Here is a 1,512-nt window from a genome sequence, read left to right as displayed (position 1 = left end):
ATGCTCACTACCTCAACATCCGGTAGCTGTACCCCGCCGAATCGCTCAGTTAGTTCGGCAAAGCCGTATTTATCGGTTTTGGCATTATGATAGCTTTCAAATGAAGGTGTGGCCGAACCTAATAATACCTTCCCCTGGTGTGAGCTGGCCAAAAAGACAGCAGCATCGCGGGCGTTGTAGCGCGGTGCCGGATCAAATTGTTTGTAGGAAGTTTCATGTTCTTCATCCACTATGATCAACCCAAGATCGTTAAATGGCAGGAATAATGACGAGCGGGCCCCCAGGATAACCTTATAATCGTTATTTAATACCTTTTGCCAAACCTCAACCCTTTCATTATCATTAAAACGGGAATGATAAACACCGATATCGGCACCAAAATAAATCCGCAGCCTTTCTATAATATGAGTAGTTAACGCTATCTCTGGCAGCAGGTAAAGTACCTGGCGGTCGTTACGCATCATTTCTTCAATAAGCCTTATATAGATCAGCGTTTTCCCGGATGAGGTTACACCATGCAGCAATGTTACGTCCTTCTCAGCAAACTGGTTACGGATGCTTTGCAGAACCTCTGATTGCTGTTCGCTCAGCTCAAAATTGGTAATAGCATCGGCATCCTGCTCAAAATGCAGCCTGCTAACATTCTTCTCCTCAGCAAACAGGATTTCTTTCTCAATCAGCGCTTTAATGCTCGATTCCCCTGCTCCGCTTTCCTCAATCAGTTCGTTTTTTGTAATCGCCTTTTGATGACGGGATAGCTTAATATAAGCCAATAGCGCATCAGCCTGTTTAGGAGCCCGCTTTTCCAATATCGGGAAAAGCTCGCGCAGGTTTTCGGGATTATTATAAACCGGGTTAAGCGTAACAAAAGTGCGCTTACGCGGTTTATAACGCTCACTCACTTCCTCGCTGATGTGAATGATATTTTTCTCAAACATCAGTTTCAAAATAGGCATTACTATTTTTTGGCCCAGCAGTTTGGCAATATCACTTATAGTAAGTTCGGGTTGAATATCCAGTGCCTCCACAATCAAAAACTCCTTATCATGAAGAGACGAACGATCTATATCAAATTCTTTATTAAGTTCTATGCGGGTTTCACTGGCCAGTTTAAGAGCGGCGGGCAGGGCGGCATTCATTACCTCGCCAATATTGCACATATAATAGTCGGCAATCCATTGCCAAAAATAAAGCTGATGGGGAGTAACCACGGGCTGATCATCCAGCACCTCAATAATATATTTGGCCTCATATTTTTCTGGGGCCAGTGTTGTTATCTCCTTCACTATTGCCGTATACAGTTTACTTTTACCAAACTGTACTACCACCCTTTTGCCTATGGCCACAACATCGTTTTGCTCAAAGGGTACACGGTAAGTATAATTTTTTGAAATAGCTAGGGGCAAAATCACTTCAACAAAGAGTGTTTTACGATCGGTATATTCAATTTCGGCAAACTCTAACATGAAATGTTTTTAAAGTAATGGACTGTATTTGTCCCTCGTCTGATAG

The 1,512-nt window shown here is 42.9% G+C and carries 1 protein-coding gene; it reads right to left on the bottom strand.

Features of this window, described 5'->3' with window-relative positions:
* A partial coding sequence (locus AC1DPZ_RS27055) for a primosomal protein N' family DNA-binding protein (RefSeq protein WP_477409348.1) occupies positions 1-1,466 on the bottom strand: 1,466 nt, incomplete at its 3' end.
* Positions 1,467-1,512: the final 46 nt, after the last annotated feature.

Source organism: Mucilaginibacter sp. P4_G9, from assembly GCF_056400985.1.
Note: the sequence above shows the minus strand (reverse complement) of the source record. Positions and strands in the feature narration are given on the sequence as shown.